This is a genomic window from Pseudomonas graminis (genome assembly GCF_004364335.1).
In the GTDB taxonomy this organism is placed as follows: domain Bacteria; phylum Pseudomonadota; class Gammaproteobacteria; order Pseudomonadales; family Pseudomonadaceae; genus Aquipseudomonas; species Aquipseudomonas graminis_D.
The window spans coordinates 241,689-256,527 of record NZ_SOCR01000008.1 but is presented as its reverse complement, the minus strand read 5'-3'; the positions used below and the strand labels follow the sequence as shown (position 1 = coordinate 256,527).

The window sequence follows — 14,839 nt, the reverse complement described above, 5'->3', positions numbered from 1 at the left end:
AGTGTCTTCGGCGAAAGCACGTATGCCGACAGGATAGTCGTTTGGTTATGCCCTGCTGGTGATCAAGTTGTACTTTGTCATGAGCTCGTCCTTGCTCTCCACGTGGTTTTCATCCAGCGGGATGCAATCCACGGGGCAGACTTGCTGGCACTGCGGCTCGTCATAGTGGCCGACGCATTCAGTGCACAGGTTGGGATTGATCACGTAGATCTCTTCACCCTGGGAAATGGCTTCGTTCGGGCACTCGGGTTCGCAGACGTCGCAGTTGATGCAATCGTCGGTGATGATCAGGGACATGGATACTCCTGCCACGGTCGACACCGGGGCATATCAAAACGAATGCGGCGAATTGTGCCGCATTAGCGCTCGGTATGCACCTTACCTCGACGCAAGGGCTCAGGCTTTGAAGCGTTCGCTCAGCGCCTGGGCCACGGCGGGGTGTACGAACTTGGTGATATCGCCGCCCAGCGCTGCGATTTCCCTGACCAGCGTAGATGAAATGAACGAATAGCGTTCGGACGGCGTAAGAAAAAGACTTTCTATGTCGGGAGCCAGTTGCTTGTTCATATTGGCGAGTTGAAATTCGTACTCGAAATCCGACACCGCGCGCAGGCCTCGCAGCAGGATGTTGGCGTTCTGCTCTTGGGCGAAGTGCGCCAGCAGCGTCGAAAATCCTACGACTTCCACGTTGTGCAGGTGTTTGGTCGCTTCACGGGCAAGGGCGACACGTTGTTCCAGCGGGAACAGCGGGTTCTTCTTCGGGCTGGCGGCGACAGCGATGACCACTTGATCGAACAGGCGCGAGGCGCGCTCGACCAGATCGCCATGACCCTTGGTGATTGGGTCAAAGGTGCCGGGGTACAACACTCGGTTCATCGCGTCGTCCTGGTCGGAGTTCGTTGGGGACTGGATGTTAGCGCAGCACGCTGACCCGGCCAAGCTGCCGAAGCGTGCAGTGGTGCTTTGCGGTGTGCCGCTCGACGCCTTCCCGGCTAAAGCCAGTCCTACAGGATGACCGCGTTCAGATAGTGGGACCGGCTTCAGCCGGGAAGAGGCCGGTGTGGCCACCCTCAATTCTGCGGTATGACGCTTGACGCCTTCCCGGCTAAAGCCGGTCCCACAACGGTCCACAGACAGCCCCGCAGGCCAAGCGCGTTGTGTCAGTGAGCATTCGCATACGTGTCAGCGCACGAACAGTCTCTGAATCAGCTTTTGGATTACCTTTCCATAGGGCGGGTAGATCAGGCGTGCGGCGTTGAAACGTTGCTTGATCAATACGCCTTTGGCGTGGCTGAACGTCAGAAAACCCTCGTGCCCGTGGTAATGGCCCATGCCCGATGCGCCGATGCCGCCGAAAGGCAAGTCGTCCTGGGCGACATGCATCAGGGTGTCATTCAGGCAGACGCCGCCCGAATGCGTCTGCTCCAGCACGCGGTTCTGTTCATGCCGGTCGTAGCCGAAGTAGTACAGCGCCAGTGGTCTGGGGCGCTGATTGATGTAGGCGAACGCCTGCTCGATCTGTCCGTAAGGCACGACCGGCAGCAGCGGTCCGAAGATCTCGTCCTGCATGATCACCATGTCGTCGCTGACATCAAGGATCAGGCTGAACGGCATCCTGCGGCCGTGCCCCTCGGCGAACAGCTGAATTACCCGGGCACCTTTGGCTTGCGCATCGGCGAGGTATGAATTCAGCCGCGCGACATGCCGCTGATTGATGATCGCGGTGTAATCCGGGTTATCCGTCAGTGTCGGATAAAAGCGTGTAACCGCTTCCTTGTAGGATTCGACGAAATCGTCAACGCGATCCTTGGGCACCAGCACGTAGTCGGGCGCCACGCAGGTTTGTCCGGCGTTGAGGGTTTTGCCGAAAGCGATGCGTTCGGCGGCGTCCTTGATCGGCACGTCGCGGGACACAATGGCGGGGGATTTGCCACCCAGTTCCAGCGTCACCGGCGTCAGGTTTTCCGCCGCCGCGCGCATGACATGCCGCCCGACGCTGGTGGCGCCCGTGAACAATAAATGATCAAACGGCAGCCTGGAGAAGGCCACGCCGACGTCCGCATCACCCAGCACAACGGCGACGTGATCATCCGTGAACACCCGCGCCAGCAGGGTTTTCAACAGAGCACCGGTGGAGGGAGTGGATTCGCTGAGCTTGAGCATCACACGGTTACCCGCCGCCAACGCGCCCACCAGCGGCCCGATGGCCAGGAACAGCGGGTAATTCCACGGCACCACCACGCCAATCACGCCCAGTGGCTGGTAAATGACTTTCGCGCTGGCGGGCTGGAACGCCATGCCTACACTTCGGCGTGAAGGCCGCATCCACTTCCTCAGATGACGCTGGGCGTGGCGGATATTGTGCAGGCAAGGCATCAGTTCGGCGAGGAGGGTTTCATCGGCGCTGCGGTGGCTGAAATCAGCGCTGATCGCGTCGATGATCGCCTGGCGCTCCGTGCTGAGCAGCGCGTGTAAACGGTCAAGCCATTGCTTGCGCTCTAGCAACGCCGGCATCGGATTGGCGGCGAACGCGCGGCGTTGTTCGTCGAATACCCGCTCCAGATGGATGTACAGGGAGGGAGCGTCGTCTGCACAGGGCAGAAGATTGGATTCGACGGGCATCGCAGCGGTCCTTATTGAAGTTATGCAGTGCTTTTAGAGTCATTGCTCTACGAAGTCAACGGGCCTTGCATTTGCTCGCAGGCGCACGCCAGACTGTCCTGGCAAAAACTGAACTGCCGCCCCGCACCACCTGACACGGAGTCTCAATGCGCACGGACTATCTGGCGTTTTTTCTATCCCTTTTTCTCTCGCGGCTCGCCGATCAGGTTCTGCTGTTTCTGGTACCGCTGATTGTTTTCCAGACCACCCATAGTGCGTCCCTCGCGGGGCTGGCGTTCTTTGCCGAAACGTTGCCTCGCTTTCTGGCATTCCCGATTTGCGGCGCGCTCTGCGACAAGTACTCGCCCATCCGGCTGCTGCACATCAGTCAGGTTTACCGCGCTTTGATCTGTCTGGTCGCGATGGGGCTTTACGGGCTGTTTGGCGGCATCGGCTGGCTGATCGGGCTGTCGGCGATCTGCGGCGTCCTGACCACCCAAGGGATCATGGCCCGGGAAGTGGTGATGCCGCATATTTTCCCGGATTACCGCTACGGCAAGACGCTGTCCTACTCTCAGATTGCCGACCAGACCGGCCTGGTGCTCGGCCCTTTGCTGGCCGCGCTGGCGCTGGAAATCTGCCCGTGGTGGGGCGTCGTCGTCGGTGTGGCACTGGTTTTCGTTGCGGCGGATCTCGCCATGGGGGTCTGGCAACGCAGGAGCGATGTCACGCTGGAGCGCTTCGATCAGCACGCAGGCCGCTGGACGCAGCCGTTGAAAATCGCCTTCGGACACATTTTCCGATTGGCCGAGCTGAAAAAGATCATTTTGCTGGCGGTCGGCGTCAACCTGATCGTCGGTGTCACCCTGGCCAGCTCCGCCGCCATGGTGATCGGCTCGTTTGGCGAGAGCAAAGACTTCTACGCCGGGCTGCAGGCCGTGGGTGCCTTGCTGACCATCGCGATTCTGTTTGTTTTGGCCCGGGTCAGCCTGCCGCTGAAACTGCTCGGTGCGATGTCATATACCGCCTTGCTGCTGGGGGCATTCATTACCGCCACGAGTGCGTCATCCGAGGTCTACCTTGTCGGCTTTCTGCTGATCGTCGGCTTCGACAAAATGTTCAACGTCTACATGCGCAGTATTCGTCAGCGGGTCATTCCGGCCCGAGACTTTGGTAAAACCGTGGGCGTTATTACGCTGCTGAACAACCTGTCGCAACCGCTGGCCGGTCTGCTGGTCGGGGTGCTGACGGCGCCGATCGGGCTGCGCGGCGTCATTTTAATCAACGCGCTGGCGGCAGCCGTGCTCGGCGTTGGCGTTGCGGCCGTGGCTCGGCTCCGGGTGGCGACCGCCCTGGAGTGATGAAGTCTGCAACGGGGCCGACGCTTGCGTTAAGATCCGGCACATCCCTGTTACGTTTCGACGTTCGAGTTGAACATGGCGCCGCGCATCAAAACCGTACGCATCAACACCCGTGAACGCATCGTGCACAGCAGCCTGGAGCTGTTCAATCAGCAGGGCGAGCGCAGCGTCAGCACCAACCACATCGCAGCGCACATGGAAATGTCGCCCGGCAATCTGTACTACCACTTCCCCAACAAGCAGGCGATCATCGCCGAGTTGTTCACTGAATACGAAACGCTGGTGGACAGCTTTCTGCACCCGCCCAAGGGCCGTCTGCCGGGGGTTGAAGACAAGCGCCATTACTTGATGGCAATTATCGACGGCATGTGGCGCTACCGTTTTCTGCACCGGGACCTGGAGCATCTGCTTGAAACCGATCCGGAGCTGGCAGTGCGTTACCGACGCTTTTCCCAACACTGCCTGATCAAGGCGATGTCCATTTACAGCGGCTTCGTCGACGCGCAGATTCTGAGCATGGACGACGTCCAGATCGAATCGCTGACGCTCAATGCGTGGATCATCCTCACGTCATGGGTACGTTTTCTGTGCACCACGCGTGAAAACGCCGCCCACCTGAATGAAGACGCGATTCGTCGCGGGGTCTATCAGGTGCTGATGCTGGAACTGGCCTACGTCACGCCACAGGCGCGGGAAGCGGTGAACGCGCTGTGCGCGGAGTTTTATGTGCCATTGGCCAAGGCGCTGGAAGACGCTGGGTGAATCGGCCCGGTTGTCTCAATCGATTGTCTTATCGCCCTTTTACTGCCTGCAGGAGCCTGTCATGTCCATCGCGCAATTGATCAGCCCGCAACAATTGTCAGAACGCCTGACCCGGCCCGGGCTTGTGATACTGGATTGTCGTTCGTCGCTGGACGATTTGGACTACGGCCAGCGCAGCTACGCAGAGGGCCATATCGAAGGCGCTTCCTACGCTGACTTGCTCAATGATCTCAGTGGGGCGATCACCAAAGGTGTCACCGGTCGCCACCCGCTGCCGGACCCGCAGACGCTGATCGAGCGCTTGCGGTTCTGGGGTGTGAATAATCAGAGCGATATCGTGCTGTATGACGATGGCCCGGGTGCTTATGCCGCTCGAGCCTGGTGGTTGCTGGCGTGGCTGGGCAAGCGCGACGGCGTGTATGTCCTCGATGGCGGGCTCAAGGCCTGGCATGCGGCGGGTCTGCCACTGAGCCTTGATCCGTCGCACCGACCTGAGGGTTCGTTCGATGGCGTGCCGGATGACTCAATGGTGATAACGGCCGAGCAACTGCAGGCCCGCATCGGCGATGCCGGCATGACGCTGATCGACGCGCGCGCGCCCGCGCGGTTCCGGGGTGAGGTCGAGCCCATCGACCCTATTGCGGGGCACATCCCCGGCGCGCAGTGCGCGGCGTTCACTGACAACCTCGGGCCGGATGGCCGCTTTCTCCCGGCGGAGCAACTGAAGCAGCGGTTTGCGGAGGCCTTGCAAGGCCGTCCTGCCCATGAGCTCGTCGCCTATTGCGGTTCCGGGGTGACGGCCTGTCACAACCTGTTCGCCTTAGCCCTCGCCGGGTATCCGTTGGGCGCGCTGTACGCGGGGTCGTGGAGCGAGTGGATCAATGATCCGCAGCGGGGCCTCGCGACCGGCGACTGAGGTGGCGGCGTGTGTGCCTCACATCTGGCCCATCGCCCAGCGCAGCAAGAAGAACACCAGCAATCCGCCGCCGATGGTCGCCAGAAGACTTCGGCTGATGGCCGCAATGCCAATTGACATGACCCCGGCCAGCAAATAGACGTTGTCCAGCGACAGCCGCCAGTGCGCGCCGTCGGGCAGCAACATGCCAGGGACGACGATCGCCGTCAGCACGGCGGTGGGTACGTAATGCAGGCCTTGGCGCACCACTGGCGGGAAACGCAGGTTTGGCCAGGCGAACAGGCTGTAGCGCATCAGAAAAGTGATCGCGGCCATGCCCAGAATCAGCCACCAGTAGGTCATGGGCGTACCTCGTTCGGATTCATGTCGTCCTGCTTTTCTGGATGCCGTCTTTCCAGAAACACGCCGGCGGCGATACCACTGAAGGCTGCGGCCATGAGCCCCAGTTTGTAGGGCCACGACCACGTCAGCAGGGCAACCGCGCCCGCGACCAACGCGGCGGCGATCTGCGGCTGGTTGCGCAGCAGGGGCACGACGATACCGATGAAAGTTGCCAGCATCGCGAACTCAAGTCCCCAACTCGCCATGTCGGGAAACGCCTGACCAAACAGCACGCCACCAGTGAGCTGCTCACCCAGCAGGCATACAGGGAACTCGCCACGCCCAGCCAATACCAGTGCGCCAGCGGCGTCCGGCCGTGAACCAGGTAGTGGCGTTGAACGATGGCGAAGGTTTCGTCCGTCAGCCAGAACGCAAGCAACAAACGCCAGCGCTGTGGCATACCCTGAACCTGCGGTTGCAAGGTGGCGCTGTACAGCACGTGGCGCAGATTGACGATGAACGTCGTCAACAGAATCACCAACGCCCCGGCCCCGGCGCTCATCAGGCTGATGACGATAAATTGTGCCGATCCTGCGTAAACAAACATCGACATGCCCACCGCCTGCCAGAGCGTGAGGCCGCCCACACCGGCGAGGGTGCCGAAGATAATGCCGAACGGTGCAATGCCGACCAGCATCGGCACGCTGTCGCGAAGGCCGCGGACGAAGAACTGATTACGGGACATGGTTTTTCTCCTTATGTCCCGATGGTAAGCGGGTGACGCATACGTGTCTTGAACGATCGTGCAGGCGCTAGCGGTTTATCTGCGCACCATGGACGTCCGTCAGCCACGCCGGAATCCGTTGCTCCAGATAATACGTCGGCGTTCTGATGGTCCCGCCGACAAAACCCACATGCCCGCCTTTTTTCTGCAGGTCGAACTCAGTGCTGGACGATAGCTCGGAGGCTTCGGGGAGACTGTGCTTGAACACGAACGGGTCATCAAGGGATTGAATCAACAGGGCTGGCGTGCGAATGGCGCCGAGGAAGTACCGACTGGAGGCGCGCCGGTAGTAATCATGGGCGTCCACGAATCCATTGAGCGGCGCTGTCACGCGCCCGTCGAAATCCCAGAAAGTGCGCATGTCTTTCAGCGAACCCAGCGCCGCCAGTTCTGCCAGTCCATCGCTAAGGCCCTCATGCTGAAAGCGTCTCTGCTTGTCTTTGATATAGCCGACCATCTCGCGCATGAAGTGGCGTTGGTAAAGCTTCGAAAACCCCAGCCCGATCCGGTCGGCGCATTCGTCCAGACGAAACGGCACCGACACCGCCACAGCGCCTTGCAGGTAGCTGTCCAGCCCGGTTTCGCCGAGGTGCTTGAGCAAGATGTTGCCGCCGAGGGAATACCCGACAGCGTAAAGCGGCGCCAACGGTCGGGCCTTGCGCAGGTGATCGATCACCGCGGCAAGGTCTTCGCTGGCGCCGGAGTGATAGCTGCGGGGCAACAGGTTTGGCTCTCCTGAACAACCTCGCCAGTTGAGGGCGACACTCGCCCAGCCGCGTTTTTCCATGGCGTGCTGCAGCCCGGCGACGTAGGGGGAGTTGGACGAGCCGGTCAGACCGTGCAGCACGAGCACGACCGGCACAGTGGCGTCGTGGGGGCCGTGCCAGTCCATGTCGAGGAAATCGCCGTCTTCCAGCCAGATGCGCTCGCGCCGGCGCTCGAGGTGAGTGGTCGGACGCCAGAGCGGTCCCCACAGCGTCTGCAAGTGCGGGTTGCCCAGGCCGAACGCCGGGACGAACCCGGGACGGTCAGCTCGCGACGGCACTGCGTTCCCACACCGCGTAGTGAACCTGACCGGCTTTCTTTTCACGGTGCAGGCGCCAGTTGGCGGGCATGCCCAGCGTCGACGGCGCGGTTTCGCTTTCGGTGTAGATCCACGCGCTATCCGCCAGCCAGTTGCGCTCTTCCAGCAGCGTGCAGGCAGGCATCAGTAAGTCCTGGTGAAACGGCGGGTCGAGGAACACCACGTCGAATTGTTCGGCCGGCTGGGTTTCCAGATGGCGGAGCGCGTCGCCGGTGGCGGTTTTGCCGACGGTGCAGCGCAGTGTGCCGAGGTGTTCGCGCAGGCTGGAGATCGCCATCGAGTTGGTGTCCAGCGCCAGGCCCATACTGGCGCCGCGGGACAGCGCTTCGAGGTACAGCGCGCCACTGCCGGCGAACGGATCGAGGACGCGCGCGCCCTCGATGTACGGGGCCAACCAGTTGAACAGGGTTTCACGCACACGATCCGGCGTTGGGCGCAGACCGGGGGCGTCAGGGAAACTCAGACGCCGACTGCGCCATTCGCCGCCGATGATCCGCAGTTGGCCGAGGCCCGTGTGGATTTTGTGCCCTTTGTGGATACGCGGCGGCTTGGAAGTCGAGGTCATCAGTGCTCCGGAACGCCGAGCGGTTGCTCGGCGGGTTTGTCAGTAGGGGGCGGCAGTGGCTTCTGCGGGACGGTCGGACCTGCAGTCACGATCACCAGCTTGTCAGCGTCCAGATGTTTGTTCATTACGGCCTTGATCTGCTCGACCGTGACGCTCTGGGACTGCGTCATGAAATCTTCAAGGTAGGTCAGCGGCAGATTATAAAAGCCGACCGCGCCCAGTTGGCCAACGATGGCCGCATTGCTGGCAGTCGCCAGAGGAAAGCTGCCGGCCAGTTCGCGCTTGGCATCGTCGAGTTCCTTCTGGGTCGGGCCGTTGGCCAGGAAGTCACGGGTGATGTCCTTGACCAGCTTGAGGGTGTTTTCGCTCAGTTCGGCCCGGGTCTGCAGGCTGATCATGAACGGACCCTGAGCCTGCATCGGCGTGAAGCCTGAAGACACACCGTAGGTCAGGCCGCGCTTTTCCCGCACTTCGGTCATCAGGCGGCTGCCAAATCCGCCGCCACCGAGGATCGAGTTGCCCAGTGACAGGGCTGCATAGTCAGGATCGCCTCGAGTGATGCCCAGTTCAGCCAGCATCAGGTGCGTCTGCTTGGACGGAAACTCGATGTGGGTTTCACTCGGCTTTGGTTCGGTCGGTGCGACGGTTTGTGCCAGCGCCGGGCCTTTAGGCAGCGCGGCTGAAACCTGGGACGCAACCGCTTCGGCTTCAGCGCGTGTCAGGTCGCCAACCAGCGCAATCACCGCGTTGCCGGCGGCGTAGGCCTTGGCATGAAAGGCCTTCAGTTGAGCCAAGGTCAGAGGCGCGATGCTTTTGGCCGTGCCCATGCTCGGGTGCGCGTAGGGATGATCGCCGTACAACCGCTTGAACAGCTCGTCGCCTGCCAGCTTGCCCGGGTTCTGCTTTTGATATTCAAAGCCCGCCAGCAGCTGGTTTTTGATTCGTGCCAGTGAGTCTGTCGGGAACGTCGGTTTGCCCACCACTTCGGCAAACAGTTTCAAGGCCGGCTCACGTTTGTCGGCGGCGCTCAGACTACGCAACGAAGCGATTGCCATGTCGCGATAGGAGCCGTTGCCGAAATCAGCGCCAAGCCCTTCGAAACCTTCGGCGATGGCGCTGACGTTCTTGCCTTTGACGCCCTCGTTGAGCATCGCGTTGGTGACCAGCGCGATGCCGGGGGTGGCGCCATCCTGACTGCTGCCGGCCGCGAACAGCAGGCGCATGTCGAACATCGGCAGCTCATGGGCTTCGACAAACAGCACGCGAGCGCCTTTTGCGGTATTCCACGACTGGATGTTCAGCGAGCGGCGAGCCGGCGCTTTACCGTCCAGCTCCTTCAGGGATTCCAGTGTACTCGCGGCCTTGTCGATGGCTTTCGGGGCATCGGCGGCGGTGTCCGCCATTGCCGATGCTGCACCCAACAGACCAAACGTCACGGCGAGTGCGAAGGAGCAGGCCCGCGTTCGCGCAAAGCGGGATTCGTTGCGCTGGCTCATTGGGCTTTCTCCTCAGGCAAAACATGCGCAACGGCAAGGCGCTCGCGGGTGAAGTACGTGCGTGCAGCTTTCTGGATGTCTTCCGGCGTCACGCTTTGCAGTGCGGCGAGTTCCTGATCAATGAGCTTCCAGGACAGCCCTACCGTTTCCAGTTCGCCAATGGTGCTGGCCTGGCTGGTAATGGAATCGCGCTCGTAGACCAATCCGGCGATCACCTGGGCCCGGACCCGTTCCAGCTCTTCCTTGGCGGGCGGCTTGGTTTTCAGCTCGTCAAGCAGGCGCCAGATGCCGGCTTCCGCGTCGGCGAGGGTTTTCTTCCTTTGCTGATTGGGCGTGGCGCTGATGGTGAACAGGCTGTCGCCGCGGGTATAGGCGTCGTAGTCGGATGAAGCGCCGGTGACCAGCTCTTCGCCGCGCTCAAGACGGGTCGGGATGCGCGCGCTGTAGCCGCCGTCGAGCAAGGCCGAGATCAGGCGCAGTGCGTTGACGGCCTGCGGATCGGTGGCGGTGGCCAGGCTGGGCACGTTGAAGCCATACATCAGGCTCGGCATCTGCGTGGCGACATGCACGGTGATCTGGCGCAGGCCAGGTTCGGCGAGCTCCAGCGGTTTTTTCGACGGCGGTACATCGCGGCGTGGTACCGGGCCGAAGAAGCGCTCAGCCAGGGCTTTCACCTCATCGGGCTTCACGTCACCGACCACCACCAGCGTGGCGTTGTTGGGCACGTACCAGGATTCATACCAGTGGCGCAGCTCCTCAACCGTCATGCGGTCAAGGTCAGCCATCCAGCCAATGGTCGGCGTGTGGTAGCCGCTGGCGGGGTAGGCGATGGCCTTGAAGCGCTCATAGGCCTTGGCGTTCGGCTTGTCATCGGTGCGCAGGCGGCGCTCTTCCTTGATGACTTCGATTTCCCGCGCGAACTCTTCTGGAGGCAGGCGCAGAGTGGCCATGCGGTCGGCTTCCAGTTCGAAGGCAACGGCCAGTCGATCACGGGCCAGCACCTGGTAATAAGCGGTGTAGTCGTCGCTGGTGAAAGCGTTCTCCTCCGCGCCCAGGTCGCGCAGGATCAGCGACGCTTCGCCGGGACCCGCCTTGGAGCTACCCTTGAACATCATGTGTTCCAGGGCATGGGACAGGCCCGTCTGGCCAGGCGTCTCGTAACTGGAACCCACCTTGTACCAGACCTGCGAGACCACGACCGGTGCGCGGTGATCTTCACGCACGACGACCTTCAGGCCGTTGTCCAGCGTGAATTCGGTGGTGGGTTGTGGGTCGGCAGCCGATGCGGCGAAGGGCAAACAGATTGTGCTGAGCAGCAGGCCTGCGGCACAGCGGGCTAGAGCATTCATTCGTGATTTGAACCTTGGAGACGGCCTGCTTAGCGTCAGCGGGCGCGGGGGTGTTAGGATAGCGGCCAGTTTGTTCGGCGACTATGTCTAAGATGTCTGAGTTGTAAACACGCTTCGTAAGAAATGGCCTGAGCGATGTAGTCATTATGGCTGCGCTGCCACTGTGGCGGGCAACCTATGAACAAGCAGACATAAAAGCAGTCTGTTTCCCATACAGAATTTTTCAGAGGCGCCGCTCTGGCGCGTCGTTACCGTGAGATAGCCGTCCTCCATGTTTGGTTCCAACGACGACAAGAAGACCCCAGCCCCGGCTGGCGAGAAGAAAGGCCTGTTCGGATGGCTGCGCAAAAAGCCGCAGGAAGCCACTCCCGAGCCGCCTCAGAATACCCCCGCACCCGCGCCAGAATCCGTGCCCGATCAGGCCCCGGCTGTTGCTGAGCAGCACAACGCCCCTGTTATCCCTGCCCAGCATGCGTCGCAACCCGCGCTGCAGCCCCTGCCACAAACCGCTACGACTGAAGCGCTTTCGGCCCCGGTTGAAGATCCCTGGCTTCACCTGCCCGTCGCTGAAGAGCCCGTCGCTTTCACCGATGAGCGCGAGCCTCACGTCACCCCGTCCATACCGGTTCACACCGAGTCCAACGTGGAGTCCGCAGCCGCTCTATTGGCTGAAGTGCCCGCTCAACCGGCGGTCATCGACACGACGTCGTTCGAAGTGGCTCCGTCCGTCGAGCCGACCCCGGTCGCGCTGCCTGATCCGGTTTCCGGCAATGACCTCCCGTCGCTGACGCCGCCGTTGACGACAGCGCCGATGGTTCCAGCCGCAGCTGCCGTACCCGTTCTTGAAACCAGCGTGCCGCCTGTCCCGTCCGAAGGATCGGCCGCACCCAAGCAGCCTGGTTTCTTCGCCCGCCTGAAGCAGGGCCTGTCGAAAACCAGCGCCAGCCTGGGCGAAGGGATGGCCAGCCTTTTCCTGGGCAAGAAAGCCATCGACGACGAGATGCTCGACGAGCTGGAGACTCGGCTGTTGACCGCAGACGTCGGCGTAGAAGCAACGTCGGCGATTGTGCGCAACTTGACCCAGAAAGTGGCGCGCAAGCAGCTCACCGACAGCGATGCGCTGTACAAGTCGCTCCAGAACGAGCTGACCGAAATGCTCAAACCAGTGGAAGCCCCGCTGGTCATCACTGCACAGCACAAGCCATTCGTGATTCTGGTCGTGGGCGTCAACGGCGCGGGTAAAACCACCACCATCGGCAAGCTTGCCAAGAAGCTTCAGCTGGAAGGCAAAAAGGTCATGCTGGCGGCAGGCGACACTTTCCGCGCTGCAGCGGTTGAGCAGTTGCAGGTATGGGGCGAGCGCAACAAGATCCCGGTGATCGCCCAGCACACTGGGGCTGATTCGGCTTCGGTGATTTTTGATGCCGTTCAGGCTGCAAAAGCGCGCGGCGTCGATGTGCTGATCGCCGACACGGCGGGGCGTCTGCACACCAAAGATAACCTGATGGAAGAGCTGAAGAAGGTTCGCCGCGTAATCGGCAAGCTGGACGCCGACGCTCCCCATGAGGTTCTGCTGGTGCTGGATGCCGGCACGGGCCAGAACGCCATCAATCAGGCCAAGCAGTTCAACCAGACCGTCCAGCTCACCGGCCTTGCGCTGACCAAGCTCGACGGCACGGCCAAGGGCGGCGTGATCTTCGCCCTGGCCAAGCAGTTCGGCTTGCCGATTCGCTACATCGGTGTCGGTGAAGGCATCGACGATCTGCGAACCTTCGAAGCCGAGCCGTTCGTCCAAGCCCTATTCGCCGAGCGGGAGCGCCCATGATTCGTTTCGAACAGGTCGGTAAACGCTATCCGAACGGACACGTCGGCTTGCATGAGCTGAGCTTTCGAGTACGTCGTGGCGAATTTCTGTTTGTGACCGGCCACTCCGGCGCGGGCAAGAGCACCTTGCTGCGCCTGCTGCTGGCGATGGAGCGTCCGACCACCGGCAAGCTTTTGCTGGCAGGTCAGGACCTGGGTCAGATCAGCACCGCGCAGATTCCGTTTTTGCGTCGGCAGATCGGCGTCGTGTTCCAGAACCACCAGCTGCTGTTCGATCGCACGGTGTTCAACAACGTCGCGCTGCCGCTGCAGATCCTCGGCTTGTCCAAGACCGAAGTGGTCAAGCGCGTCGACTCGGCCCTTGAGCGCGTGGCATTGTCGGATAAAGCCGAGCTGTATCCGGGCGACTTGTCCACCGGTCAGCAACAGCGCGTCGGCATTGCCCGCGCCATCGTTCACCGCCCGGCCTTGCTGCTGGCGGACGAACCCACCGGTAACCTCGACCCGCGACTGGCGGCCGAAATCATGGGCGTGTTCGAAGACATCAATCGGCTGGGCACCAGCGTGCTGATTGCCAGCCACGACCTGGCACTGATCGCGCGCATGCGTCATCGCATGCTGACGTTGCAGCGCGGCCGATTGATCGGCGACGGGGAGGCTGGCGTATGAGTGCCACCCGCAGCCCCAAGGTTTCCGAACGCGTAGCTCCCAAGGCTTCAGACCCGGCGCCGCACAAGCAAAAGAAGCGCGATGACGATGACGGCCCGAGTTTCGGCGAGCTGTTCAACGCCTGGATCGAAGCCCACCGTTCAAGCCTGCTGGACAGCCTGCGCCGTCTCGGCAAGCAGCCCATCGGCAGCTTTTTTACCTGTCTGGTGATGGCGATTGCCTTGAGCTTGCCGATGGGCTTGTCGTTGTTGTTAAGCAACGTCGAGCGCTTGGGCGGGTCGTGGCAGCGTGCGGCGCAGATATCCCTGTATCTGCAACTGGAAGCGTCGCCGAGCGAAGGCGAAGGTCTGGTCCGCCAGATCAAGGAAATGCCGGGCGTCGCTGATGCCGAGTACATCAGTCGCGATGAGGCGCTGAACGAATTCCAGAAACAGTCCGGCTTGGGCGAGGCGCTCAAGGAGCTGCCTGAAAACCCACTGCCCGGCGTTGTGCTGGTAACGCCACTGGAAGTTGACAAAGCCGCGCTGGAGGCGTTACGTACGCGTCTGGCCGAGCTGCCTAAAGTGCAGCAGGCCCAACTTGACCTGGTCTGGGTCGAGCGCCTGGCAGCTATCCTCAAGCTGGGAGACCGGTTCGTTTTCGGCCTCACCGTATTGCTGGTTGCGGCGCTGCTGTTGGTCATCGGCAACACCATTCGTCTGCACATCGAGAACCGTCGTACGGAAATCGAGGTCATCAAGTTGGTAGGCGGTACGGACAGCTACGTGCGCCGGCCCTTCCTTTATATGGGGGCGTTGTACGGGTTGGGCGCCGGCGTTCTTTCCTGGGGTGTTCTGGCTTTCGGGCTAGACTGGTTGAACGAAGCGGTGGTCCGGCTGGCCGGGCTCTACGGCAGCAATTTCGCCCTTGCCGGCGTGCCAGTGTCAGACGGCTTGTCGCTCTTGCTTGGAGCGGTGCTGTTGGGGTATATCGGTGCGTGGATTGCGGTAGCGCGCCATTTAAGAGAGTTGGCACCTCGTTAGTGTTGAGTAGCAACGTCGTTAGTAAATTTTGTTTCACCTATTGACTTTTCAGCTCAGGGAACTTGTCTAGCGGTTCCCGGTCAAT

At 61.4% G+C, this 14,839-nt stretch carries 13 protein-coding genes and 2 pseudogenes; 6 read left to right on the top strand and 9 right to left on the bottom strand.

Annotated elements, in window-relative coordinates; translation table 11 throughout:
* Positions 1-45: 45 nt before the first annotated feature.
* The 3 genes from EC919_RS17235 to EC919_RS17225 form a co-directional block, all read right to left on the bottom strand.
* Positions 46-297, bottom strand: coding sequence for a YfhL family 4Fe-4S dicluster ferredoxin (locus EC919_RS17235; protein ID WP_133775626.1), 252 nt, complete (start codon positions 295-297; stop codon positions 46-48).
* 99 nt (positions 298-396) lie between these two features.
* Positions 397-876 (bottom strand): pantetheine-phosphate adenylyltransferase, encoded by a 480-nt coding sequence (gene coaD, locus EC919_RS17230; RefSeq protein ID WP_065991094.1) that lies wholly within the window; start codon positions 874-876, stop codon positions 397-399.
* Positions 877-1,182: 306 nt separating this feature from the next.
* Entirely contained in the window at positions 1,183-2,622 is a 1,440-nt protein-coding gene (locus EC919_RS17225) for a coniferyl aldehyde dehydrogenase (protein ID WP_133775625.1), read from the bottom strand.
* Positions 2,623-2,768: 146 nt separating this feature from the next.
* Between EC919_RS17225 and EC919_RS17220 the strand changes: the two genes are divergently transcribed.
* The 3 genes from EC919_RS17220 (at position 2,769) to EC919_RS17210 (ending at position 5,640) form a co-directional block, all read left to right on the top strand.
* Positions 2,769-3,962 (top strand): MFS transporter, encoded by a 1,194-nt coding sequence (locus tag EC919_RS17220; RefSeq protein ID WP_133775624.1) that lies wholly within the window; start codon positions 2,769-2,771, stop codon positions 3,960-3,962.
* A gap of 75 nt (positions 3,963-4,037) precedes the next feature.
* Positions 4,038-4,724, top strand: coding sequence for a TetR/AcrR family transcriptional regulator (locus EC919_RS17215; RefSeq protein WP_133775623.1), 687 nt, complete (start codon positions 4,038-4,040; stop codon positions 4,722-4,724).
* A gap of 61 nt (positions 4,725-4,785) precedes the next feature.
* The gene (locus EC919_RS17210; protein WP_133775622.1) at positions 4,786-5,640 is read left to right on the top strand and encodes a sulfurtransferase; all 855 of its coding nucleotides are present in this window, start codon (positions 4,786-4,788) and stop codon (positions 5,638-5,640) included.
* An 18-nt stretch (positions 5,641-5,658) separates the two neighbouring features.
* Here EC919_RS17210 and EC919_RS17205 read toward each other — a convergent pair whose 3' ends face one another.
* The 6 genes and pseudogenes from EC919_RS17205 to EC919_RS17180 all read right to left on the bottom strand — a co-directional run bounded on the left by EC919_RS17205 (position 5,659) and on the right by EC919_RS17180 (position 11,239).
* The gene (locus tag EC919_RS17205; RefSeq protein WP_133775621.1) at positions 5,659-5,982 is read right to left on the bottom strand and encodes an AzlD domain-containing protein; all 324 of its coding nucleotides are present in this window, start codon (positions 5,980-5,982) and stop codon (positions 5,659-5,661) included.
* Positions 5,979-6,706 (bottom strand): annotated as a pseudogene (locus EC919_RS17200) (AzlC family ABC transporter permease). The gene EC919_RS17205 and the pseudogene EC919_RS17200 overlap by 4 nt, the downstream one beginning before the upstream one ends.
* Before the next feature lie 67 nt (positions 6,707-6,773).
* Complete coding sequence (locus EC919_RS17195; RefSeq protein WP_133775620.1) at positions 6,774-7,790, bottom strand: hydrolase; 1,017 nt, start codon at positions 7,788-7,790, stop codon at positions 6,774-6,776.
* Complete coding sequence (gene rsmD / locus EC919_RS17190; RefSeq protein ID WP_065991110.1) at positions 7,774-8,394, bottom strand: 16S rRNA (guanine(966)-N(2))-methyltransferase RsmD; 621 nt, start codon at positions 8,392-8,394, stop codon at positions 7,774-7,776. Before rsmD ends, EC919_RS17195 begins: the two co-directional genes overlap by 17 nt.
* Positions 8,394-9,770: pseudogene (locus EC919_RS17185) on the bottom strand (M16 family metallopeptidase); the annotation flags it as partial. The pseudogene EC919_RS17185 and the gene rsmD, both read right to left, overlap by 1 nt.
* Before the next feature lie 116 nt (positions 9,771-9,886).
* Positions 9,887-11,239: a M16 family metallopeptidase gene (locus tag EC919_RS17180; protein WP_133775618.1), complete on the bottom strand. Its 1,353-nt coding sequence runs from the start codon at positions 11,237-11,239 to the stop codon at positions 9,887-9,889.
* Positions 11,240-11,510: 271 nt separating this feature from the next.
* Here EC919_RS17180 and ftsY point away from each other — a divergent pair, with 271 nt between their 5' ends.
* The 3 genes from ftsY to ftsX are packed head-to-tail and all read left to right on the top strand — an operon-like array spanning position 11,511 to position 14,754.
* A complete protein-coding gene (gene ftsY, locus EC919_RS17175; RefSeq protein ID WP_133775617.1) occupies positions 11,511-13,064 on the top strand; it encodes a signal recognition particle-docking protein FtsY in 1,554 nt (517 codons plus the stop codon).
* Positions 13,061-13,732, top strand: a complete 672-nt coding sequence (gene ftsE / locus EC919_RS17170; RefSeq protein ID WP_037018829.1) for a cell division ATP-binding protein FtsE — start codon at positions 13,061-13,063, stop codon at positions 13,730-13,732. Before ftsY ends, ftsE begins: the two co-directional genes overlap by 4 nt.
* The gene (ftsX, locus tag EC919_RS17165; RefSeq protein WP_133775616.1) at positions 13,729-14,754 is read left to right on the top strand and encodes a permease-like cell division protein FtsX; all 1,026 of its coding nucleotides are present in this window, start codon (positions 13,729-13,731) and stop codon (positions 14,752-14,754) included. Before ftsE ends, ftsX begins: the two co-directional genes overlap by 4 nt.
* The last annotated feature ends 85 nt before the right edge of the window (positions 14,755-14,839 follow it).

Coding starts and splice junctions, on each gene's coding strand:
- rsmD (WP_065991110.1), bottom strand. CDS start 8,394: ATGACCTCGACTTCCAAGCCGCCGCGTATCCACAAAGGGCACAAAATC.
- EC919_RS17220 (WP_133775624.1), top strand. CDS start 2,769: ATGCGCACGGACTATCTGGCGTTTTTTCTATCCCTTTTTCTCTCGCGG.
- EC919_RS17225 (WP_133775625.1), bottom strand. CDS start 2,622: ATGCCCGTCGAATCCAATCTTCTGCCCTGTGCAGACGACGCTCCCTCC.
- ftsE (WP_037018829.1), top strand. CDS start 13,061: ATGATTCGTTTCGAACAGGTCGGTAAACGCTATCCGAACGGACACGTC.
- ftsY (WP_133775617.1), top strand. CDS start 11,511: ATGTTTGGTTCCAACGACGACAAGAAGACCCCAGCCCCGGCTGGCGAG.
- EC919_RS17235 (WP_133775626.1), bottom strand. CDS start 297: ATGTCCCTGATCATCACCGACGATTGCATCAACTGCGACGTCTGCGAA.
- EC919_RS17180 (WP_133775618.1), bottom strand. CDS start 11,239: ATGAATGCTCTAGCCCGCTGTGCCGCAGGCCTGCTGCTCAGCACAATC.
- EC919_RS17210 (WP_133775622.1), top strand. CDS start 4,786: ATGTCCATCGCGCAATTGATCAGCCCGCAACAATTGTCAGAACGCCTG.
- EC919_RS17205 (WP_133775621.1), bottom strand. CDS start 5,982: ATGACCTACTGGTGGCTGATTCTGGGCATGGCCGCGATCACTTTTCTG.
- ftsX (WP_133775616.1), top strand. CDS start 13,729: ATGAGTGCCACCCGCAGCCCCAAGGTTTCCGAACGCGTAGCTCCCAAG.
- coaD (WP_065991094.1), bottom strand. CDS start 876: ATGAACCGAGTGTTGTACCCCGGCACCTTTGACCCAATCACCAAGGGT.
- EC919_RS17215 (WP_133775623.1), top strand. CDS start 4,038: ATGGCGCCGCGCATCAAAACCGTACGCATCAACACCCGTGAACGCATC.